General features: G+C 67.9%; 16 protein-coding genes. 3 read left to right on the top strand and 13 right to left on the bottom strand.

Features of this window, described 5'->3' with window-relative positions:
- Positions 1-117: 117 nt before the first annotated feature.
- The 13 genes from SF06_RS03995 to hemA all read right to left on the bottom strand — a co-directional run bounded on the left by SF06_RS03995 (position 118) and on the right by hemA (position 12,598).
- The gene (locus SF06_RS03995; RefSeq protein ID WP_039560059.1) at positions 118-432 is read right to left on the bottom strand and encodes a ComEA family DNA-binding protein; all 315 of its coding nucleotides are present in this window, start codon (positions 430-432) and stop codon (positions 118-120) included.
- A 127-nt stretch (positions 433-559) separates the two neighbouring features.
- Positions 560-1,771, bottom strand: coding sequence for a hypothetical protein (locus SF06_RS03990; protein ID WP_039560057.1), 1,212 nt, complete (start codon positions 1,769-1,771; stop codon positions 560-562).
- Between the two features lie 54 nt (positions 1,772-1,825).
- Positions 1,826-2,275 (bottom strand): YcgN family cysteine cluster protein, encoded by a 450-nt coding sequence (locus tag SF06_RS03985; protein ID WP_039560056.1) that lies wholly within the window; start codon positions 2,273-2,275, stop codon positions 1,826-1,828.
- Positions 2,276-2,374: 99 nt separating this feature from the next.
- Positions 2,375-3,787, bottom strand: coding sequence for a sigma-54-dependent transcriptional regulator (locus SF06_RS03980; protein WP_039560055.1), 1,413 nt, complete (start codon positions 3,785-3,787; stop codon positions 2,375-2,377).
- Positions 3,784-4,920 (bottom strand): sensor histidine kinase, encoded by a 1,137-nt coding sequence (locus SF06_RS03975; protein ID WP_081993392.1) that lies wholly within the window; start codon positions 4,918-4,920, stop codon positions 3,784-3,786. The genes SF06_RS03980 and SF06_RS03975 overlap by 4 nt, the downstream gene beginning before the upstream one ends.
- 205 nt (positions 4,921-5,125) lie before the next feature.
- Positions 5,126-6,151, bottom strand: coding sequence for a ferrochelatase (gene hemH, locus SF06_RS03970; RefSeq protein ID WP_027591274.1), 1,026 nt, complete (start codon positions 6,149-6,151; stop codon positions 5,126-5,128).
- An 8-nt stretch (positions 6,152-6,159) separates the two neighbouring features.
- The gene (locus SF06_RS03965; RefSeq protein WP_027591275.1) at positions 6,160-7,062 is read right to left on the bottom strand and encodes a TIGR01777 family oxidoreductase; all 903 of its coding nucleotides are present in this window, start codon (positions 7,060-7,062) and stop codon (positions 6,160-6,162) included.
- A 120-nt stretch (positions 7,063-7,182) separates the two neighbouring features.
- Positions 7,183-7,701 (bottom strand): acyloxyacyl hydrolase, encoded by a 519-nt coding sequence (locus SF06_RS03960; protein WP_039560053.1) that lies wholly within the window; start codon positions 7,699-7,701, stop codon positions 7,183-7,185.
- 43 nt (positions 7,702-7,744) lie between these two features.
- Positions 7,745-8,554 (bottom strand): glutamate racemase, encoded by an 810-nt coding sequence (gene murI, locus SF06_RS03955; protein ID WP_039560052.1) that lies wholly within the window; start codon positions 8,552-8,554, stop codon positions 7,745-7,747.
- Positions 8,544-9,308, bottom strand: coding sequence for a molybdopterin-synthase adenylyltransferase MoeB (locus SF06_RS03950; RefSeq protein ID WP_039560051.1), 765 nt, complete (start codon positions 9,306-9,308; stop codon positions 8,544-8,546). The genes murI and SF06_RS03950 overlap by 11 nt, the downstream gene beginning before the upstream one ends.
- Positions 9,305-10,138 carry a peptide chain release factor N(5)-glutamine methyltransferase gene (gene prmC, locus SF06_RS03945; protein WP_039560050.1) on the bottom strand — a complete coding sequence of 278 codons (834 nt, stop codon included), beginning with the start codon at positions 10,136-10,138 and terminating at the stop codon, positions 9,305-9,307. Before prmC ends, SF06_RS03950 begins: the two co-directional genes overlap by 4 nt.
- 118 nt (positions 10,139-10,256) lie before the next feature.
- The gene (prfA, locus tag SF06_RS03940; protein ID WP_039560049.1) at positions 10,257-11,339 is read right to left on the bottom strand and encodes a peptide chain release factor 1; all 1,083 of its coding nucleotides are present in this window, start codon (positions 11,337-11,339) and stop codon (positions 10,257-10,259) included.
- Positions 11,336-12,598, bottom strand: a complete 1,263-nt coding sequence (hemA, locus tag SF06_RS03935) for a glutamyl-tRNA reductase (RefSeq protein ID WP_027591804.1) — start codon at positions 12,596-12,598, stop codon at positions 11,336-11,338. The genes prfA and hemA overlap by 4 nt, the downstream gene beginning before the upstream one ends.
- Before the next feature lie 141 nt (positions 12,599-12,739).
- Here hemA and SF06_RS03930 point away from each other — a divergent pair, with 141 nt between their 5' ends.
- The 3 genes from SF06_RS03930 to ispE all read left to right on the top strand — a co-directional run bounded on the left by SF06_RS03930 (position 12,740) and on the right by ispE (position 15,989).
- On the top strand, positions 12,740-14,449 hold the full coding sequence (locus SF06_RS03930) for a tetratricopeptide repeat protein (protein WP_039560048.1): 1,710 nt from the start codon (positions 12,740-12,742) through the stop codon (positions 14,447-14,449).
- A 4-nt stretch (positions 14,450-14,453) separates the two neighbouring features.
- The gene (gene lolB, locus SF06_RS03925) at positions 14,454-15,068 is read left to right on the top strand and encodes a lipoprotein insertase outer membrane protein LolB (RefSeq protein WP_027591802.1); all 615 of its coding nucleotides are present in this window, start codon (positions 14,454-14,456) and stop codon (positions 15,066-15,068) included.
- 63 nt (positions 15,069-15,131) lie between these two features.
- Positions 15,132-15,989: a 4-(cytidine 5'-diphospho)-2-C-methyl-D-erythritol kinase gene (ispE, locus tag SF06_RS03920; RefSeq protein ID WP_039560047.1), complete on the top strand. Its 858-nt coding sequence runs from the start codon at positions 15,132-15,134 to the stop codon at positions 15,987-15,989.
- The last annotated feature ends 20 nt before the right edge of the window (positions 15,990-16,009 follow it).

Here is a 16,009-nt window from a genome sequence, read left to right as displayed (position 1 = left end):
AGAGGTGTTAAAGAGCCAGGACGCAAGTCGGGGCTTTTTCGTTTTGGCCGCTGGACTCTCACCAGCCGCCCATGAAAAAGCCGGCCCAAGGGCCGGCTTCCGGTGCCACGAGTGGCCTTACTGCACGCTCAGCCTGTTGAGGTTCTTCTCCAGGATGGCAGTGCCAATACCTTTGACTTCCAGCAGCTCATCCACGGTGGCGAACGGGCCGTGGGCCTGGCGGTGGGCGATGATGGCCTCGGCCTTGCTGGCGCCGATGCCGACCAGCTCGCGGGCCAGGGTGTCGGCGTCGGCGGTGTTGAGATTCACCTTGGTGGCAACCTGGGCGCTCTGGGCGGCCTGGGGTTGGGCGGTGGCTTCGACAGCCAGGGCGGCGACGGAGGTGGTGCCGGCCAGGAGGGCCAGGCTGAGGGCGGACAGCAGTTTACGCATGGAAAGTTCCTTTTTCATTGAAGTCCTGCGGGCAGCCGATGCCGCCCGGCAGGCAAGCTAGCCCAACGCGGCCCGCCCGCCAGGCCGGTGTGCAAGAACGCGAGCAACGTCACGCCGGCGGCGCGACTCAGCGCAGAAGTCGCGTGTCCAGCACCTTCGAGCGCCCGCCCATGACGTTCTCGCTGATATCGATGAACTCCTGGGTGCTGGCCCGCTCCAGGCGCATCAGGCCGCGCATGACATCGTCCAGCGAACGCTGACCGTTGCTGCGCTTGCGGATCTCGCCATCCAGGTCCTGCAGCAGCAATACGGCGCGGGCGGTCACCGGGCCGCTGGCCCGCTCGCCGCGCAGGCTCTTCACATCCTTCGACCAGTCCGCCAGGTGCTTGCGCACCTGCTGATAGCGATCCTCGGTCATGCCGCCGGCACGACGCAGCAACTCGATGGCGTAGTACTCGGCCAGGCCTTCGCTGATCCAGTCACTGTTGTCGTGGTCGGTAACACGCGCGATGACATGGACCAGCTCGTGCAACAGCGAGCTGGTGCCGTTCTCGCTGACCAGCGGCCGGTCGGCGTGCATGAACAGCGAGTTGGGACCGGACAGGCCGCCCCGCCACATGGGCTCGCCGCCACCGACGATCAGCAGCTTGGCCGGATCGCGCTGGAACAGCTGCTGCACCTGCGGCCAGACGAAGGTCAGCAGGGTAAGGATGTCCATGCGCCGCATGCCCTGATCAAGCGGCGCGGCCACGGTGATTTCACTCAGACCGAGGCGCTCGCGGCGGGTGCCCAGCTTGCCGGCGATCAGCCAGCCAGTGGGACGGTCGAAATTGCGCGAGGGGTTGTCGACGCGGAAACGCTGCTTGCCGATCCGGGTCCAGCCGGTCTCGACGCTCTTCCAACCCTCCGGCAGGTCGAACTGCAGCCGCGAGATCAGCTCCACCCCGTCGCGCAGCGAGGCACGCGCCGGCGGCACCAGATCGTCGCCACGCATCAGGACCCAGTCCTCGGTCATGCGGGCGTCGTAACTGCCGGAACTGCGCTGGTTGCTGATGCGCACCCGGTAGCGCAGGCTGGCCTTGCCGCTGGACGGCTGCCATCTGCCGCGCCCGTCCGCCAGCCTCCACTGGCCATCGGCCTGGAAGTCACTGAAGGTGGTGGCCTCGCCCAGGTTGAAGTCCAGCAGGTGCACGGCCTCGCCCTTCTCCACAGTCAGGCTGACCTCGGCCTGGTCCTCGGCGGGGAGGAATTTCACCCGGTAATCCAGGTCGACCTTGGCTGCCCAGGCCGGCAGCACGGTCAGCAGAACGGACAGCAACAGTGTGGAACGAGCAAGCATGGCGGCTTCCTGCGCAAGAGAGGGGGACAGTAAAGCGGATCAACCGCTTCGACCTCAACCGGCGCGGAAAATCAGGTGCTGTTCCCAGTCCTCATCGGCGACGGCGGTTTCGCTGAGCATCTTGCCGGACAGGGAGATGCCGGCGTGGTGTACCGCATCGGGGTCGTTGCAGACCAGCGGGTGCCAGGGCAGCAGGTCCTTGCCCTCGGCCACCAGGCGGTAGGCGCAGGTGGGCGGCAGCCACTTGAATTCGTCGGTGCGCGCCGGGGTCAGCTGGATGCAGTCCGGTACATGCGCGCGGCGATTGGCGTAATCGGTGCAGCGGCAGCTCTTCAGGTCCAGCAGCTTGCAGGCGATGCGGGTGTAGTAGACGCTGCCGTCGTCCTCGTCCTCGAGCTTCTGCAGGCAGCACAGGCCGCAGCCATCGCACAGCGACTCCCACTCCTCCTGGTCCAGGTCGGCGAGGGTCTTGCGTTTCCAGAAGGGTTGGACTTTGGCGGCCATGGCAATTACGAAAGGCTGGGCTTGAAAGGCGCGCAGTCTATGCCGCCGGCCGGTGGGTGCCAAGGGCGGGTGGTCGCGACGACGCCCAAACCTGTGGGCCTACCCGAACAGATAGGCCTCGACATCCAGCCCGGCGTCGCGCATCTGCGCCAGCTTGTAGCGCAGGGTGCGCGGACTGATGCCCAGGCGCTCGGCGGTTTCCTTGCGGCGACCGCGCTCGCTGCGCAGGGTATCGAGGATCAGCTCGAACTCGCGGCGGCGCAGGTCTTCGCCCAGCGCGCCGGCGTCGCCGCCCTCTTCCGCCAGCGGCGGCAGGGACGTTGCCACGGGCGCCGCTGCCGCCACCGGCGCAGGCGCGGCAGCCGGCAGCGGCGCCAGGCCGATGGGCATGTCCAGGCACAGGTCGTGGGGCTGGATCAGGTTGTTCTGCTGCAGGATCAGCGCACGCTGGATGGCGTTGTCCAGCTCGCGCACGTTGCCCGGCCAGGGATGCCGGCGCAGGCAATCGGCCGACTCGGGCGAGAGCTTCACCGGCGGCAGGCGCATCTTGCTGGCGTGCTTGACCAACAGGCGCTCGGCCAGCGGCAGGATGTCCGCCGGACGCTCGCGCAGCGGCCGCCAGGCCAGCGGGAACACCGAGAGGCGGTAATAGAGGTCTTCGCGGAAACGCCCGGCCGCCACTTCGCCCTGCAGGTCGCGGTTGGTGGTGGCCAGCACGCGGATGTCCAGCGGCATCGGCTTGCGCGCGCCGACCCGTTCCACTTCGCGCTCCTGCAACACGCGCAGCAGCTTGGCTTGCAGGCCCAGGGGCATCTCGGAGATTTCATCGAGCAGGATGGTGCCGCCATCGGCCAGCTCGAACTTGCCCGGCTGGGCGGCGATGGCGCCGGTGAAGGCGCCCTTCTCATGGCCGAACAGGGTGGCTTCCAGCATGTTGTCCGGAATCGCCGCGCAGTTGATGGCCACGAAGGCCTTGCCGGCGCGCGGCGAGCACTGGTGGATGTAGCGGGCCAGCACTTCCTTGCCGGTACCGGATTCGCCGGAGATCAGTACGGTGGAATCGCTGCGCGCCACCCGGGCGGCCAGTTCCAGCAACTGGCGGCTGGCCGGTTCCTCGGCCACCGGGCCGTCATGTTCACTCAGGGTCAGCACGCCGTTGGCGTGGCGCGCCACCAGATCCAGCAGCGCCTTGGGTTCGAAGGGCTTGAGCAGATAGTCGGCGGCGCCCTGGCGCATGGCGTCCACGGCGCGCTCGACGGCACCGAAGGCGGTCATCAGCAGCACCGGCAGTTGCGGCTGGCGCTGGCGGATGGCGACCAGCAACTGATGACCGTTCATGCCCGGCATGTTCACGTCGCTGATCACCAGCGAATAGCTGTCCTGCTCCAGGGCCAGCAGCGCCTCTTCGGCGTTCTCCACGGCGCGAAAGGCGTAGCCGCCCAGCTCCAGGGTGTCGCCCAGCGCATCGCGCAGCGCCCGGTCGTCTTCGACCAGCAGAACCTTGGTAGTCATGCGTACTCCTGAACTCCTTCGGCCGCCAGGATCAGCGGCAACTCCAAAATGGCGCAGGTGCCACGGCCGACCCGCGAGCGCAGCAACAGCTCGCCGCGATGGGCGCGGGCCACCGCCTTGACCACCGCCAGACCCAGGCCGGTGCCGGCGGTCTTGGTGGTAAAGAAGGCTTCGCCGAGGCGCGCCAGCACTGCCGGCTCGATGCCCGGGCCGCTGTCGCTGACGGTCAGGCGCAGGGTGTCGCCCCGGCGCACCAGGTGGATCTTCAGCCGCACCTGCGGGCCGCCGGCCTGCACGGCGTTGTTGACCAGGTTGAGGATGGCGCCGACCAGGGTGTCGCGGTTGCACAGCAGCTCGCCGCCGCGCGCGTCGCATTGCCAGCGCACCTGCAGGCCCTCGATATGCGAATCGGCAGCGGCGCGCAGGGCGTCGAACAGCTCGCGCGGGGCCAGGCGGTCGGACAGCGGCAGCTCGCCGCGGGCGAACACCAGCATGTCGCGCACCTGGTGCTCCAGTTCCTGCAGGCGCTCCTTGATGCGCAGGGCGAAGCGCTGCTGCTGTTCGAAGGGCAGAGGGCGCTCGCTGAGATGACCGGCATAGGGCAGCGCGGCGGACAGCGGCGTGCGCACCTGATGGGCCAGCGAGGCGACCATGCGACCGAGGCTGGACAGCCGCTCGTGGCGGGCCAGCTGTTCCTGCAGCAGGCGCGTTTCGGTCATGTCCTGCAGCATCACCAGTTGGCCGGGCTCAGCCTCCAGCGAGCGGGTGGCCAGCGACACGCGTCGGCCGTTGCGCAGGGAAATCTCGTGGCCGTCGTCCTTGCGCGGCGCGAAACAGCGGGCGATCACGTCACGCCACAGCGCACCGACCAGCGGCTCGCCGAGCAGCTCGCGGGCCGCCGGGTTGGCTTCGCGCACGCGGCCGTGACCGTCAATAACCACCACGCCACCGGGCAACAAGTCGACGATGTTCTGCAGGCGCCGAGCCAGGCGCTCGCCGTCGGCCAGCTCCTGGATGCGCTGCAGGCTGAACTGCTCCAGACGGCCCTGCAACTCGTCCACGCGCGCTTCCAGGCTGCGCTGGTCGGTATCGGCAAGAAGAGCATCGGCGTGGTGGTGAAGCGCGGAGTGCATGGGCGTACCTGAGAAACCGTCACGAAACAGGCGGTAGTCAGGCCGCGAAGCAAAGGGCGTGCCGGGGCCTTTAGAACCGACACACTTTCGTCAGAGCGTAGGGCGGACAACGTCGTTCTTGTCCGCCAAGGCAGGCAACTCGAAGGCGCCGTGCGCACCGCTTGGCGGACAGGTGAAGCGTTGTCCGCCCTACGGTTTCGCAGCATCAGCGCAGCGGCACGGCCCGCTGTTCGCAGAGCTGCTTCAACGCATCTGCCCACTGCGGGTGGTCGTTCAGGCAGGGCACCAGCACCAGTTCCTCGCCACCGGCGGCCTGGAAGACTTCACGGCCACGGTCGCCGATTTCCTCCAGGGTCTCGATGCAGTCGGCGACGAAGGCCGGGCACATGACCAGCAGCTTCTTCACACCCTTGGCGGCCAGCGCTTCGAGGGTGGGCTCGGTGTAGGGTTCGATCCACTTGTTGCGCCCCAGGCGCGACTGGAAGGACACCGACCACTGATCGTCCTTCAGGCCCGCGCGTTCGGCGAACAGCTCGGCGGTGCGCTGGCACTGGCTGCGGTAGCACAGCGCGAGGTTTTCCGGGCTGACGCCCTGGCTGTTGGGCGCGCGCAGGTCGTGCTTCGGGTCCTTGACCAGCTTGCGGATGTGCGACTCGGGAATGCCGTGGAAGCTCAGCAGCAGGTGGTCGAAACCCTGCTGCAGGTGTGGCCTGGCGCTGGCCAGCAGCGCCTGCTGGTAGGGCTCCTCAGCGAAGAACGGTGGCAGGTACTGCAGCTCGAAGCTGAAGCCATGCTGTGCGACGACCCGGCGGATCTCCTGCAGCACGGTGGTGGTGGTGCTGTCGGCGAACTGCGGGTACAGCGGCGCCACGGTGATGCGCCGCACGCCCTGCTCGGCCAGGCGGCGCAGTGTGCCCTCGATGGACGGCTCGGCATAACGCATGGCCAGCTCCACCGGCCCGTGGCTCCAGCGCTCGGCCATCGCCGCCTGCAGACGGCGGCTGAGCACGATCAGCGGCGAGCCCTCTTCCCACCAGATGGAGGCATAGGCATGCGCCGACTGGGCCGGACGTTTCCAGAGAATCAGCGACACCAGCAGGCGGCGCAGCGGCCAGGGCAGATCGATGACATAGGGGTCCATGAGGAACTGGTTGAGGTAGCGACGCACATCTTCCACCTTGGTGGATTCGGGCGACCCCAGGTTGACCAGCAACAGCGCGTGATCGGTCATGCAACTTCCTATCGATGGCGGCCGAGCAGGTCGGCCAGGGCTAAATCCAGATCGGCGAAGCGAAACGCAAAACCCTGCTCCTGCACGCGTCGGGGCGTCAGGTGCTGGCCACCCAGCAGCAGGCTGGACAGCTCGCCGAGGCCCTTGAGGGCGAAGGCCGGCACGCGCAGCAGGGTTGGCCGATGCAGGGCGCGACCGAGCGCATGGGCGAAGTCGCGGTTGCGCACGGCCTGCGGAGCGCAGGCATTGTACGGGCCGCTCGCGTCGGGATGGGAGACGAGAAAATCGATCAGGGCGATTTCATCGTGCAGGTGGATCCAGGGCATCCATTGCCGGCCGCTGCCCTGCGGCCCGCCCAGGCCGAGCCGATACAGTGGCAGCAGGCGCGGCAACATACCGCCGTCGAGGGTCAGCACCGGCGCGGTGCGCACGCGCACCACGCGCAGCCCCAGCGCCTCGGCGCGGCAGGCCGCATCCTCCCAGGCGCCGCATAGGCGCGCGGCGAAGCCCTGGTCGGCGGGCGGCGACGTCTCGTCCAGCCGCTGCTCGCCGGCGTCGCCGTACCAGCCGGTGGCCGAGCCGGAGACCAGCACCGCCGGCCGCTGCGCGCGGCGCGCCAGCCAGTCCACCAGCTGCTCGGTCAGAGTGACGCGACTGTCCCACAGCTCCTGGCGACGTGCCGCCGTCCAGGGCCGGTCGGCAATGGGCGCGCCGGCCAGGTTGACCACCGCGTCCAGCGGCTGGTCGTCCAGCTCGACCAGCTCGGCGACGCCCTGCACGCCGGCGCCGCAGATCGCCGGCACGGCTTGCGGCCGGCGACTCCACACCCAGACCTCATGGCCCTGGGCACGCCAGAGATGACAGAGATGACGGCCGATGAGGCCGGTACCGCCGGTGAGCAGGATGCGCATGGGGGAAGTCCTCCCGAACGTGCGTGAAGGTAGGGTGCTCCACCCTCTCCCCCCGGCCCCTCTCCCGTCAAGGGAGAGGGGGCATTGCCTCCTCTCCCGGCCAGCGGTGCGCCCTTTCCCCTACAGCGGCAACCGGTAGTACAGGCTGTAGACCTCCGCCCCGTCGTTGGGATTCTTGATGCCCGCGTTGGAATAGTGGATGGCACGCAGACCCAGAGTATGTCCTTGGCCAAAGCGCAGACCGACGCCGATGCGGTCCTCGAACTGGAACATCGATCCCAGGTCGCGGTCCTCGATCTGCGTGTCGGCGAATACCGCCACACCGATGCCCGCCTCGATGAACGGCCGTAGCCGTTCGCCGGCGAACTCATAGACGAACACCGGCGCCAACGACAGGCTGTGGTTGTCGGAGGTAAGGTCGCCCTCCCACCAGGTGTAACCGGCGTCCCAGTAGCCGGTCAGCCGGCCGGTGGAGGTTTGCCACCAGCTGCGGGAGAAGCTCGATTCCAGGGCAATTCGCACGACCGTCGTGGAGTCGTGGCTCTCTCCGACCGACAGGGTCAGATCCACGGCCCGGGCTGCCGGGGAGGTGGCCGCGGCCAGGGCAAATGCCGCCACCAGGGGTAATCCGTTGCGCATCGGGAATGTCCTCGTTTGCTGGGACTTCCCGTCATCTGAAGACTCAGGCCGCGCCGAGTTCCACCGGCAGCGCCTCGAGCCGCGCCGCATGCGGCCAGAGCACCGGCAACACCCGGCGCAGCGCCTCGGGATCGCCACTGGTGTGAAAGCGCGCCGGCGCGGCCGGGCCGGCGGCCAGCAGGTCGCGGGCCGCCAGCAGGCGATGCAGCTGACGCGCCACCGCTTCGCCGGTATCGATCAGGCTCACCGACTCGGGCACCAGCTGGCGCAGCAGCGGCTTGAGGAAGGGATAGTGGGTGCAACCGAGGATCAGCGTGTCGCAGCCGGCCTCCAGCAGCGGGGCCACGTAGCCCTGCAGCAGCGCGCGGGTTTCCTCGCTCTGCAACGCGCCGCTTTCCACGCATTCCACCAGGCCCGGACAGGGCTGGGTGACCACCCGCACATCGTGGGCGAAGCGGTCCAGCAGCGCGGCGAACTTTGCGCTCTTCAGCGTGCCGGTGGTGGCCAGCACCCCCACCGCGCCACTGCGCGTAGCGCTGGCCGCTGGCTTGACCGCCGGCTCCATGCCGACGATGGGCAACTCGGGCCAGGTTCCGCGCAGTTCGGCGACCGCCGCCGCGGTGGCGGTGTTGCAGGCCACCACCAGCGCCTTGCAGCCTTGGTCGAGCAGGAACTCGGTGATGGCGCGGCTGCGCGCGCGGATGAACTCCGGGCTTTTCTCGCCGTAGGGCACGAAGCCGCTGTCCGCCACGTAAAGCAGCGACTCGTTGGGCAGGCGCGCCTGGATCTCGCGCAGCACCGAGATGCCGCCGACCCCGGAGTCGAACACGCCGACTGGCGCCTCACTGGCCATGCCGTCCTCCGCACACCGCACAGGCCGGATCGCGGCGCACCTTCAGCTCGCGGAAGCGGCTGCCCAGCGCGTCGATCAGCAGCAGTCGGCCAATCAGCGGCTCGCCGAAGCCGGCCAGCAGCTTGAGGGCTTCCAGCGCCTGCAGGCTGCCGACCAGGCCGACCAGCGGACCGATCACGCCGGCCTCGCTGCAGGTCAGTTCCGCCTCGCTGCCATGGCCGTACAGGCAGTGGTAGCAGGGACTGTCGGCGCGGCCCGGATCGAACACCGCCAGTTGCCCTTCCAGGCGGATGGCCGCGCCGGAGACCAGCGGCGTGCCGGCCGCCACGCAGGCGGCATTGACCGCCTCGCGGGTGGCGAAGTTGTCGCAGCAGTCCACCACCACGTCCACCGCCGCCACGGCGGCGGCCAACGAATCGGCATCCAGCGCGGCGTGATGCGCCACCAGACGCACCTCAGGGTTGAGCGCGGTCAGTCGGGCGATGGCCGAGTCGACCTTGGCGACGCCCAGGCTGTGGCTGTCGTGGATGATCTGGCGCTGCAGGTTGGTCAGGTCCACCTGGTCGAAGTCCGCCAGGTGCAGCTCGCCCACCCCAGCGGCGGCCAGGTACAACACCACCGGCGAACCCAGCCCGCCGAGGCCGACGATCAGCACCCGCCCTTGCTTGATGCGCAGCTGGCCCTCGATATCGATCTGCCTGAGGAGAATCTGCCGGCTGTAGCGCAGCAGTTCCTGGTCGTTCAATTCGGTCATTCAGCCTCCCAGCAACCCAGACTGATGCGTTGGTGATTGCCCAGGTCGCGGCGGCTTTCCACCCGGGTGAAGCCGGCGGCGCTGAGCAGCGCGCGCACCGCCTCGGCCTGATCGTAGCCGTGCTCCAGCAGCAGCCAGCCACCGGGCAGCAGGTGCCGGGGCGCCAGCGCGATGATCGAGCGAATGTCGTCCAGCCCGTCCGCCCCGGCCACCAGCGCGCTGGCCGGCTCGAAGCGCACGTCGCCCTCGCCCAGGTGGCGGTCGGCGGCGGCGATGTAGGGCGGATTGCTGACGATCAGCGCAAAGCGCTGCTCGTCCAGGCCATCGAACCAGTGGCTGAGCTGGAAGCGCGCGTTGGACAGGCCCAGGCGCTGGCCATTGCGCGCAGCCAGCGCCACGGCCGCGTCGACGCGATCCACGCCGGTCACCCGCCAGGCCGGCCGCTCGGCGGCCAGGGCCAGGGCGATGGCGCCGGTGCCGGTGCCCAGGTCGAGCACCTCCAGCGGCGTGGCCGGCGCCAGTTGCAGGGCGGTTTCCACCAGCAGCTCGGTGTCGGGACGGGGAATCAGCGTGTCGGGGGAGACTTCCAGATCGAGGCTCCAGAAACCCTGGCGTCCCAGCAGGTAGGCCACCGGCTCACCGGCGCGGCGGCGCTGCAGCAGGCGTTCGAAGCGGGCGCATTGTTCGGCGTCGGGCTCGTGTTCAGGCCAGGTGCGCAGGAAGCTGCGCGGCTTGCCCAGCACATGGGCGAGCAGCAGCTCGGCGTCCAGGCGCGGGCTGGGCGAGTCGGGCAGATCGGCGGCTTCGAGCAGGGATTGGAGGGTGGGCATTCGACAGGAAAACTCCTCTGCGGCCGTGGCCGCTCTGTGGGAGCGAATTCATTCGCGAGCTTTTGGCTTCGGTGCACACCGCATCGCGGACAAGTCCGCTCCCACAAAAGCGCCGTGCTTAATCCCCCAGCGCCGCCAGCTGGTCGGCCTGGAATTCCTGACGCAGCGGCTCGATCACCTGTTCGACCGCGCCGGCCATCACTTCGCCCAGGGAATACAGGGTCAGGTTGATGCGGTGGTCGGTGACCCGGCCCTGCGGGAAGTTATAGGTGCGGATGCGCTCGGAACGGTCGCCCGAACCCACTAGCAGCTTGCGGGTGTCGGAAATTTCCTTGTGGGCGGCGGCGTCCTGCTGGTCCTGCAGCTTGGCCGCCAGCCAGGCCATGGCCTTGGCGCGGTTCTTGTGCTGCGAACGCTCTTCCTGGCACTCGACCACGATGCCGGTAGGCAGGTGGGTGATGCGGATCGCCGATTCGGTCTTGTTGACGTGCTGGCCGCCGGCGCCGGAGGAGCGGTAGGTGTCGACGCGCAAATCCGCCGGGTTGATCTCGATGGCCGCCTGCTCATCCGGCTCGGGCAGAACCGCCACGGTGCAAGCCGAGGTATGGATGCGGCCCTGGGATTCGGTTTCCGGCACGCGCTGCACGCGGTGCGCGCCAGACTCGAACTTGAGCTTGGCGTACACGTCGTCACCCTCGACGCGGGTGATGATTTCCTTGTAGCCGCCGTGCTCGCCGGGGTTCTCGGAGAGGATTTCGATGCGCCAGCCCTGCTTCTCGGCATAGCGCGAATACATGCGGAACAGGTCGCCAGCAAAGATCGCCGCCTCGTCGCCCCCGGTGCCGGCGCGCACTTCCAGGAACACGTTGCGGCTGTCGTTGGGGTCACGCGGCAACAGCATGCGCTGCAGGCGATCCTCCAGTGTCTCCAGCTCGGCGCGCGCCTGATCGACCTCTTCCTCGGCCATCGCGCGCAGCTCCGGATCGCTGTCCTTGAGCATTTCCCGCGCGCCATCCAGGTCGGACTGCACCTTGCAGAAATCCCGATAGGCGAGGATCACCGGCTCCACCTCGGCGTATTCCTTGGAATAGGCGCGGAACTGGTTCTGGTTGCCGATCACTTCGGCGTCGCCGAGCAGCGCGGTGAGTTCTTCGTAGCGGTCCTGAAGCCCTTCCAGCTTCTTCAGAAGGGATGCCTTCATTTCTTCGTCTCGTCGAGGGCAAACAGCTCCTGGGCCACGGCCAGCGCATCCAGGCGACCGTCGGCACTGAGCCGCTTGAGCTGCACGCTCGGCGCGTGCAGCAGCTTGTTGGTCAGGCCGCGGGCCAGCTGGGCGAGCACGTCTTCGGCGCTGCCGCCGTTCTGCAGCAGGCGCTGGGCCTTGGCCAGTTCCTCGTCGCGCAGGCGCTCGGCCTGCTGCCGGTAGGCCTTGAGGACGTCCACGGCGGCCAGTTCGCGCAGACGGGCCATGAACTCGTCGGCGCCCAGCGATACCAGATCCTCGGCGGCGCGCGCCGCGCCTTGGCGGCTCTTGAGGTTTTCCTCCACCACCTCGTGGAGGTCGTCCACGGTGTAGAGGTATACGTCCTCCAGCTCGCCGACCTGCGGCTCGATGTCGCGCGGCACGGCGATGTCGACCATGAACATTGGCTTGTGCTTGCGCAGCTTCAGCGCGCGCTCGACGGCGCCCTTGCCGAGGATCGGCAGCTGGCTGGCGGTGGAACTGATGACGATGTCGCTGTGGACCAGCTCATCGGGAATCTCGGAGAGCAGCACCGCGCGGGCGCCGAGCTCGTCGGCCAGGGTGCGGGCGCGCTCCAGGGTACGGTTGGCCACCACGATGCGCTTGACGCCCTGCTCGTGCAGGTGGCGGGCGACCAGGGTGATGGTTTCGCCGGCGCCGATCAGCAGCGCCTGGCTGTTCTCCAGCCGACTGAAGATCTGCTTCGCCAGGCTGACGGCGGCAAAGGCCACGGACACCGGGTTCTCGCCGATGGCGGTGTCGGTGCGGACGGTCTTGGCGGTGCTGAAGGTGGCCTGGAACAGGCGACCCAGCAGCGGGCCGATGGTGCCCGCCTCACGGGCCACCGCGTAGGCGGATTTCATCTGGCCGAGGATCTGCGGCTCGCCGAGCACCAGCGAATCCAGCCCAGACGCCACGCGCATCATGTGGCGCACGGCCTGCTCGTCGGCATGCACGTAGGCACACTGGCGCAGCTCGTCTAGGCTCAGGCGGTGGTAATCGGCCAGCCATTGCAGGACCCGGTCGGCCTGCAGGCAGTCCTGGTGCAGATACAACTCGCTGCGGTTGCAGGTCGAGAGAATCGCCGCTTCACTGCTCGGCGTCACGCTGCAGAGCTGCTGGAGCGCCTCGACCATCTGCTCGGGCGTGAACGCCACCCGCTCGCGGATGTCCACGGAAGCGGTCTTGTGGTTGATACCAAGGGCGAGGAAGGCCATGCACGTCTTAGGTCGGATCAGGGAAGCGCGCAATTCTCCTATGTCGCCCGTGTTTGAACAACTCCCATCCACCCTGCCCCGCCGATGGGCTTGCCGGCAGGCCTGTGTCATGATGGCGCAAAGCAGGTGAGTTACCCCTCCATGAAGATATTCGTCACGCTGTTGGCCGGCCTCATGCTCCTGGGCTGCCAGACACTGCCCTCCGCCTCGCGCAGCACCGAGCCCGAAACCGCCGCCGCACCCGAGCCGGTGGAATATGCCTCGTTCACGCCGGACACCCTGTTTGCGCTGCTGACCGCCGAACTGGCCGGCCAGCGCGGCCGCTTCGACATCGCCTTGGCCAACTACCTGCGCGAAGCCCATGCCACCCGCGACCCCGGCGTGGCCGAGCGCGCCTACCGCATCTCCGAGTACCTGGGCGCCACCCAGGCGGCCCTCGACAGCGCACTCATCTGGGCTGACAGCGACCCGAGCAACATCGAGGCACAGCGTGCCGCAGCCATCCAGCTGGCCCGTGCCGGGCGCTTCGAGCAATCCCTCGCGCACATGGAGAACATCCTGCGCCACAAGGGCAATCCGCACTTCGACTTCCTCGCGCTGTCCGCGGCGGAGACCGACCCGGACACCCGCGCCGGGCTGATGACCAGCTTCGATCAGTTGCTGCAGAAGTACCCGGACAACGCCCAGCTGCTGTTCGGCCAGGCCCTGCTGCTGCAGCAGGACGGCAAGCCCGAAGAGGCTCTGGCGCTGCTCGACCACCCGGCGCTGCGCAAGGGTGACGTCGGCGCCCTGCTGCTGCGCGCCCGGCTGTTGCAGAGCCTGGATCGCGGCGACGAAGCCCTGCCGCTGCTGCGCAAGGGCATCCGCCAGCACCCGGACGACAAGCGCCTGCGCCTGGCCGAGGCACGCCTGCTGGTCGACCAGCGCAAGCTACCCGAGGCGCACAAGGCGTTCTCGGAACTGCTGGAGCAGCACCCGGAAGACGACGACCTGCGCTTCTCCCTGGCCCTGGTCAGCATGGAAATCGAAGACTGGCAGGGTGCCCGTGAATTGCTGGAAGAGCTGCTCGAACGCGACGCTCATCGCAACGCTGCTCTGCTGCATCTGGGGCGCGTCTACGAGGAGCTCGGCGAACCCGAGGAGGCTCTGGAGGCCTATGCCCAGATCGAGCCGGGCAATGAGTACCTGCCCGCGCTGGCGCGCCAGAGCACGCTGCTGTTCGAACGCCAGCAAGGCAGCGAGGCGGCGCGCCTGCTGCGCGAAGCCCGCGCCAGCTATCCGGAATACGCGGTGCAGCTCTACCTGATCGAAGCCGAAGCCTGGGGGCGCAACAACCAGCCGCAACGCGCCAGCCGCCTGATCGACCAGGCCCTCGCCGAATATCCCGGCGACCTCAACCTGCTCTACAGCCGGGCCATGCTGGCCGAGAAGCGCGGTGACCTGGCGCAACTGGAGCGCGACCTGCGCTTCATCCTCGAACAGGAACCGGACAACGCCATGGCCCTCAACGCCCTGGGCTACACGCTGGCCGATCGCACCAACCGCTACGAGGAAGCCCGCCGCCTGATCGAGCAGGCCTATCAACTGAGTCCGGACGACGCGGCGGTCATCGATAGTCTGGGCTGGGTGAACTACCGCATGGGCAACCTGGCAGAGGCCGAGCGCCTGCTTCGCCTGGCCATGGACAAGATGCCCGACGCAGAAATCGCCGCACACCTGGGTGAAGTGCTCTGGGTGCGCGGCAAGCAGCGCGAGGCACGCAAGGTGTGGGCCGAGGCGCTCAAGAGCGACCCGGAGAACACCACCCTGCTGCGCACGCTGCAACGCCTGACCGGATCGGAGAAGCCCTGACGCCATGAAACGCCTGACGACTCTGCTTGCCATCCTCACCCTGCTTGCCGGCTGCGCCGCCAAGCAGCCTCGCGAACTCATGGAAGGCCAGGGCAACCCTGCCCAGTGGCAGGCCCACAAGGTGCAGATCAGCCAGATCGACGGCTGGCAGATCACCGGCAAGCTCGGCCTAAAGACGCCTGAGGATTCCGGCAGCGCCACTCTGCAGTGGCTGCAGCGCCAGTCGTATTTCGACATCCGCCTCTCCGGCCCGCTGGGCCAGGGCGCCAGCCGCCTGATCGGTCGCCCCGGCGCCACCGAGCTGGAAATCGCCAATCAGGGGCGCTACAGCGCCGAATCGCCGGAGGCGCTGCTGGAACAACAGCTCGGCTGGCAGTTGCCCGTCTCCCACCTGCTCTGGTGGATACGCGGCCTCCCCGAACCCGACAGCCGCAGCCAGCTGACGCTAGACGCCGACAGCCGCCTGGCGAGACTGACCCAGGAGGACTGGCGGGTGGACTATCTCGATTACCTGGAGCAGGACGGCTTCGCCCTGCCCTCGCGCATGAAGCTGTACGGCAAGGACCTGGAAATCACCCTGGTTATCAAGGACTGGCGTCCGCGCCTGCTGGGCCGCTAGCGCCGACACCCCCTCTCTCCCCACGAGGGAGAGAGAAATGACTCCCCGAACCGAACCAACCCCATGCATGACGCCCAACTGATCCTGCCCGCCCCGGCCAAGCTCAACCTGTTCCTGCATATCCTCGGCCGCCGCCCGGACGGTTATCACGAGCTGCAGACACTCTTCCAGTTTCTCGACCATGGCGACGAACTCGGTTTCCGTTGCCGCGAGGACGGGCAGATCCGCCTGCATACCGACATTCCCGGCGTACCCCACGACAGCAACCTGATCGTCCGCGCCGCACGGCGTCTGCAGGAGCAGTCCGGCACGCGTCTGGGCGCCGATATCTGGCTGGACAAGCGCCTGCCCATGGGCGGCGGCATCGGCGGCGGCAGTTCGGATGCCGCCACCACGCTGGTGGGCCTCAATCACCTCTGGGGGCTGGACTGGAGCGAGGACCGCCTGGCCGAGCTGGGCCTCACCCTGGGTGCGGATGTACCGGTCTTCGTGCGCGGTCGCGCGGCGTTCGCCGAAGGGGTAGGTGAAAAGCTCACCCCGGTTACCCCGGAGGAACCCTGGTACCTGGTCGTTGCGCCGCAAGTGTCTGTTAGTACAGCAGAAATTTTTTCCGACCCGGAGTTGACACGTGATACTCCGGCCATTAGAGTTCGCAGCCTTCCTGAGGGGGGCGGTCATAACGACTGTCAGCCGGTGGTTGAGAAGCGCTACAGCGAAGTTCGTAACGCTTTGAAGTGGTTGAACAATTTTGTTCAGGCACGCATGACCGGCACTGGAGCTTGTGTGTTTGGGAGCTTCCCAAATCGCGATGAGGCTGCTAAAGTCTCGCGCCAACTTCCAGCCACTCTGCCGAGCTTCATCGCTCGCGGTTGCAACCGGTCTCCGCTGCACCGCGCGCTGGAAAACTTGGACAGGAAGTGAATGCCTGATTTCGGGAATTC

Origin of the sequence: Pseudomonas flexibilis, from assembly GCF_000802425.1 — a bacterium.
GTDB classification, from domain to species: Bacteria; Pseudomonadota; Gammaproteobacteria; order Pseudomonadales; family Pseudomonadaceae; genus Serpens; species Serpens flexibilis.
The sequence above is the reverse complement of the archived record's forward strand: the minus strand, read 5'-3'. Positions and strand labels throughout refer to the sequence as shown.

Bases quoted from the DNA above. Each gene is read 5' to 3' on its own strand.
- SF06_RS03995 (WP_039560059.1), bottom strand. From the start codon at position 432: ATGCGTAAACTGCTGTCCGCCCTCAGCCTGGCCCTCCTGGCCGGCACC.
- SF06_RS03990 (WP_039560057.1), bottom strand. From the start codon at position 1,771: ATGCTTGCTCGTTCCACACTGTTGCTGTCCGTTCTGCTGACCGTGCTG.
- SF06_RS03985 (WP_039560056.1), bottom strand. From the start codon at position 2,275: ATGGCCGCCAAAGTCCAACCCTTCTGGAAACGCAAGACCCTCGCCGAC.
- SF06_RS03980 (WP_039560055.1), bottom strand. From the start codon at position 3,787: ATGACTACCAAGGTTCTGCTGGTCGAAGACGACCGGGCGCTGCGCGAT.
- SF06_RS03975 (WP_081993392.1), bottom strand. From the start codon at position 4,920: ATGCACTCCGCGCTTCACCACCACGCCGATGCTCTTCTTGCCGATACC.
- hemH (WP_027591274.1), bottom strand. From the start codon at position 6,151: ATGACCGATCACGCGCTGTTGCTGGTCAACCTGGGGTCGCCCGAATCC.
- SF06_RS03965 (WP_027591275.1), bottom strand. From the start codon at position 7,062: ATGCGCATCCTGCTCACCGGCGGTACCGGCCTCATCGGCCGTCATCTC.
- SF06_RS03960 (WP_039560053.1), bottom strand. From the start codon at position 7,701: ATGCGCAACGGATTACCCCTGGTGGCGGCATTTGCCCTGGCCGCGGCC.
- murI (WP_039560052.1), bottom strand. From the start codon at position 8,554: ATGGCCAGTGAGGCGCCAGTCGGCGTGTTCGACTCCGGGGTCGGCGGC.
- SF06_RS03950 (WP_039560051.1), bottom strand. From the start codon at position 9,308: ATGACCGAATTGAACGACCAGGAACTGCTGCGCTACAGCCGGCAGATT.
- prmC (WP_039560050.1), bottom strand. From the start codon at position 10,138: ATGCCCACCCTCCAATCCCTGCTCGAAGCCGCCGATCTGCCCGACTCG.
- prfA (WP_039560049.1), bottom strand. From the start codon at position 11,339: ATGAAGGCATCCCTTCTGAAGAAGCTGGAAGGGCTTCAGGACCGCTAC.
- hemA (WP_027591804.1), bottom strand. From the start codon at position 12,598: ATGGCCTTCCTCGCCCTTGGTATCAACCACAAGACCGCTTCCGTGGAC.
- SF06_RS03930 (WP_039560048.1), top strand. From the start codon at position 12,740: ATGAAGATATTCGTCACGCTGTTGGCCGGCCTCATGCTCCTGGGCTGC.
- lolB (WP_027591802.1), top strand. From the start codon at position 14,454: ATGAAACGCCTGACGACTCTGCTTGCCATCCTCACCCTGCTTGCCGGC.
- ispE (WP_039560047.1), top strand. From the start codon at position 15,132: ATGCATGACGCCCAACTGATCCTGCCCGCCCCGGCCAAGCTCAACCTG.